This window comes from Kaarinaea lacus, from assembly GCF_975902315.1.
On the sequence record NZ_CDLKIE010000011.1, the window covers coordinates 1 to 3,939 of the forward strand.

Sequence of the window (3,939 nt, forward strand, 5' to 3'; positions counted from 1 at the left end):
ATAGGACTGAATAATGGGTGGAATCCATTGCAGGCCGGGCATGGTGGTTTTTTCGTACTTGCCAAACTGTAACACCACTGCACGCTTACCTTCATCGACAGTGTAAAAGCCCATAACACCCCATACAGCAGCGAGCACTACCAATATAAGGCCAATACCGGCCGAGCTAACACCACCGCCACCACCGCGGCCTTTGGAGCTACCTGAGCCACCACCTCCGCCGAACAGGGCACCAAATTTGTCCTGCATTTTCTTAACAACTTCATCGAGGTCTGGGGGGCCCTGGTTATCACCACCACTACCGCCACCACCCCATGGGTCTTTGTCTTTGCCAGAACCTCCTGGTTCGTTCCAGGCCATGCTTTACTCCATTTCGATTTTAGGATTGATTAAATTTGCAACACACTATGAATAGCTCACAGCAATGCCATTTTCGTGGTTGCAAAAGCTGAATTTTAGGTTGCCTCGGCGCTACCCGCAATAGTTAATAATTTGTTTATTCAACTCTTTTTCAAGTTGCACACCTTCTTTCTGCTGGATGGCCTCCAGATTTTTACGGGTAATCTGAATTTCCAGTAGTAAATCACCGCTTTCATCACTGCATTCTTTTAGTACACGACCCTGGTGATACAACAGTGAGCGCAACCGGCCATTACTTGCGGGAATTCGAATCCACTGGTGGATCGTCTCATTAAAACAAATGGCTTTTATTGCGCTGAGCAATAAATCGATACCTTTGCCGGTCTGGGCAGATATCCAGACCTGTTTCGGTAATCCTGTTTCATCGTCATAATCCACACGGGGTTCGGCACCTTCAAGTCGATCCAGCTTATTAAAAACTTTAAGTTGCGGAACCTCATTGGCACCGATTTCTTTTAATACGGCATTGACCTGCTCAATATTATCCCGATGATCACCATGGCTGACATCAACCACGTGCAATAACAAATCAGCTTCTTGCGTTTCTTCCAGTGTGGAATGAAACGCCTCCACTAAATCATGGGGCAGGTGTCGAATAAAACCAACCGTGTCCGCCAGAACAACTGCATTGTTATCACCCAACTCGCAACGCCGTAATGTTGGATCCAGTGTCGCAAACAACTGATCTTCCGCATACACGTCGGCACTGGTTAAACAATTAAATAAAGTAGATTTACCCGCATTGGTATAGCCAACTAGTGATACGGTGGGTATATCCGCTCTTTTCCTCGCTCGACGCCCTTGCTGTCGACGCTTGTGGACCTTTTCCAGACGTTTCTTCAATTGCTTGATTCGAATACCGATCAGGCGTCGGTCAGTTTCCAGCTGGGTTTCACCAGGGCCCCGCAGACCAATACCGCCTTTCTGCCGCTCAAGGTGTGTCCATCCACGCACCAATCGTGTCGACAAGTGTTGCAATTGTGCCAGTTCAACCTGTAGGCGGCCTTCATGGGTTGTGGCCCGCTGGGCAAAGATGTCCAGAATTAATCCGGTACGATCCAGTACACGACACTGCAAGAACTTTTCCAAGTTTCGTTCCTGGGAGGGTGTCAGCGCGTAATCAACCAAAATGACATCCGCCCTGGACGCCAAAATGGCTTCTCGGATTTCTGCTGCTTTTGCTTCACCGATTAAATAACGAGGATCCGGGGTCTTACGAGCACTCGTAACGATTGCCACAGGCTCAACGCCTGCCGATTTGGCAAGTTCACGGAACTCATCAATTTCTTCGTCGTTTAGTTGCGAAGAGAAATTGGCGTAGACAAGAATGGCTCTTTCACCATTCTGAGGACGATCAAACAACGACGTCCTCCTGGTTCATTCTTGACAGCTGAGACTTATGTACTTCGTGATTGCTGTTCAGAGTTGCCTTCATGTGATGCTGGTAGTTTAACGTTGCGCGCAGGTACTACTGTCGAAATAGCATGCTTATAAACCATTTGATTGACACTATTCTTCAGTAAAACAACAAACTGGTCAAATGAGTCAATCTGCCCCTGTAATTTAATGCCGTTGACCAGATAAATCGCAACGGGAATCCTTTCTTTCCTGAGGGCGTTTAAAAAAGGGTCTTGTAGGGATTGCCCTTTTGGCATGACGAGTCTCCTTATTTTATCTTTGTTCTAAAGTAGGAGGGGTTTGACCGCATAACGAAACTTCGTGTTGATCTTGTTATTGATCTTGCCCTTATCAATCGCGTTACTGTTCCAGTACCAGGTTCTAATTATAACAACCAAAATAGTCGACGGTAGAATTCTGTTACTGAAACTATAGCACAACGTATGATTGCCTATATTCTATCTCCCACCATGGGGTCATTTGTTAGTTTTTTCAATATTTTGCTATAAATATTATTTTCTAATGCATCAAACCAGGTCCCCTCTTTTTCCGAGCGTAGCCAGGTATATTGACGCTTGGCGAACTGTCTTGTTGCAATTATCCCCCTTTCGATCATTTCGTCGTATTTAAGTTCACCCTCCAGGTAGGCCCACACTTGCCGATACCCCACTGCCCGGATTGAGGGAAGGTCTTTGTGAAGGTCACCCCTTTGATACAGCCCACGAACTTCCTCAACCAGGCCTTGTTCCAGCATGTCATTGAATCTTATCGCGATTCTTTCGTGCAACACAGCTCTATCACTAGGAGCCAGAATTAATTTTGAAACATTATAGGGTAAATCATTTGAATTATCCCGCTGCAGGATACTGCTCATTGTCTCACCAGTAATTTCGTAAACTTCCAGTGCTCGCTGTATACGCTGCGGATCATTGGGATGAATACGAGCTGCTGTTTCAGGATCAACTGCCGCGAGACGCTGGTGCATTTCCGCCCAGCCAACGCTATTGGCTTCAGATTCTAATTGTGCACGTAATTCGGAATTTGCGGCAGGTAATGGCGACAAGCCTTCAGCTAATGCGCGAAAATATAAAAATGTACCGCCTACCAACAGGGGTATTCTCCCATTTGCGTAGATATCACTCATCTCTCGCAGTGCATCTTCAGCGAATTGCGCGGCTGAGTAGGCTTCACGAGGGTCACAAATATCAATTAGCCGATGGGGTGCCTTCTGCAAAATATCGGCATCTGGTTTAGCCGTTCCGATATCCATTCCTCGATAAACCAGGGCTGAATCAACGCTAATAATGTCGCAGGGTAAGTCTTCCACTAGCCGGACAGCCAGGTCAGTCTTGCCGGATGCCGTCGGCCCCATAAGAAAAATGGCAGGTGGAATGTGCTTCATTGAGCAAGCGTAATTAAACTTCCAGGCTTTTCGCGAGAATGATAGCGTCTTCCCGACCGAGTTTCGCCGGATAATAATCACGACGAGTCCCAATCTGGTTAAAACCCATATTATCGTACAAAGCGATTGCACCCTCATTGGAAGGTCTGACTTCCAGAAACACAGTTCCAACGTTACGACGTTTCGCGATATCTAACATATGTCCCAGCAATCGTTGACCTAATCCTATGCGGCGAAAATTTTGCGCGATACAAAGATTTAAAACGTGCGCTTCCGATGCGCCAGTGGACATAATGCAATAACCGGCCAGTTCATTATTTAACTCACATACATGACTAACGTAGCCGACACGCAGACAATCGTGAAAAATTTGGCGTGTCCAGGGGAAATCATAAATCCGTGTCTCAATAGACATCACGTCATCGAGGTCCGCCTCGGACATGGGTCTCAAAAAAACCGGTGGGGATTCTATAACTGCACTCATTATCTCAAACGACCTGATTCTTGCTTAGGTTAATACACATTGCTATTGGTTAATCTTCACCACGACTAATGGCTTGTGCGAACAGTAAATCCTGCCACGCTTTGCGCTTCTCTTTCGGCGAACGCAAAAGATATGCCGGATGATACGTCACAACAAGCGGCGTATCATTGTCACCATAATGAAAACACTGGCCTCGCAAACGTGACAAACTGGTATCTGTCTTTAGTAGATTATG

At 46.4% G+C, this 3,939-nt stretch carries 6 protein-coding genes; all 6 read right to left on the reverse strand.

What is annotated here, in order from left to right:
• The coding region (locus ACWVCM_RS00175; RefSeq protein ID WP_455199669.1) for a protease modulator HflK N-terminal domain-containing protein at positions 1–360 on the reverse strand (360 nt) is incomplete at its 3' end.
• Positions 361–471: 111 nt separating this feature from the next.
• Positions 472–1,782 carry a ribosome rescue GTPase HflX gene (hflX, locus tag ACWVCM_RS00180; RefSeq protein ID WP_455199670.1) on the reverse strand — a complete coding sequence of 437 codons (1,311 nt, stop codon included), beginning with the start codon at positions 1,780–1,782 and terminating at the stop codon, positions 472–474.
• 35 nt (positions 1,783–1,817) lie between these two features.
• The gene (hfq, locus tag ACWVCM_RS00185; protein WP_455199671.1) at positions 1,818–2,075 is read right to left on the reverse strand and encodes an RNA chaperone Hfq; all 258 of its coding nucleotides are present in this window, start codon (positions 2,073–2,075) and stop codon (positions 1,818–1,820) included.
• Positions 2,076–2,269: 194 nt separating this feature from the next.
• Positions 2,270–3,220: a tRNA (adenosine(37)-N6)-dimethylallyltransferase MiaA gene (gene miaA / locus ACWVCM_RS00190; protein ID WP_455199672.1), complete on the reverse strand. Its 951-nt coding sequence runs from the start codon at positions 3,218–3,220 to the stop codon at positions 2,270–2,272.
• Between the two features lie 13 nt (positions 3,221–3,233).
• The gene (rimI, locus tag ACWVCM_RS00195) at positions 3,234–3,704 is read right to left on the reverse strand and encodes a ribosomal protein S18-alanine N-acetyltransferase (protein ID WP_455199673.1); all 471 of its coding nucleotides are present in this window, start codon (positions 3,702–3,704) and stop codon (positions 3,234–3,236) included.
• A gap of 49 nt (positions 3,705–3,753) precedes the next feature.
• Positions 3,754–3,939, reverse strand: a 186-nt coding sequence (locus ACWVCM_RS00200; RefSeq protein ID WP_455199674.1) for a hypothetical protein, incomplete at its 5' end; no start/stop codon positions are given.

Bases quoted from the DNA above. Each gene is read 5' to 3' on its own strand.
- hfq (WP_455199671.1), bottom strand. From the start codon at position 2,075: ATGCCAAAAGGGCAATCCCTACAAGACCCTTTTTTAAACGCCCTCAGG.
- miaA (WP_455199672.1), bottom strand. From the start codon at position 3,220: ATGAAGCACATTCCACCTGCCATTTTTCTTATGGGGCCGACGGCATCC.
- rimI (WP_455199673.1), bottom strand. From the start codon at position 3,704: ATGAGTGCAGTTATAGAATCCCCACCGGTTTTTTTGAGACCCATGTCC.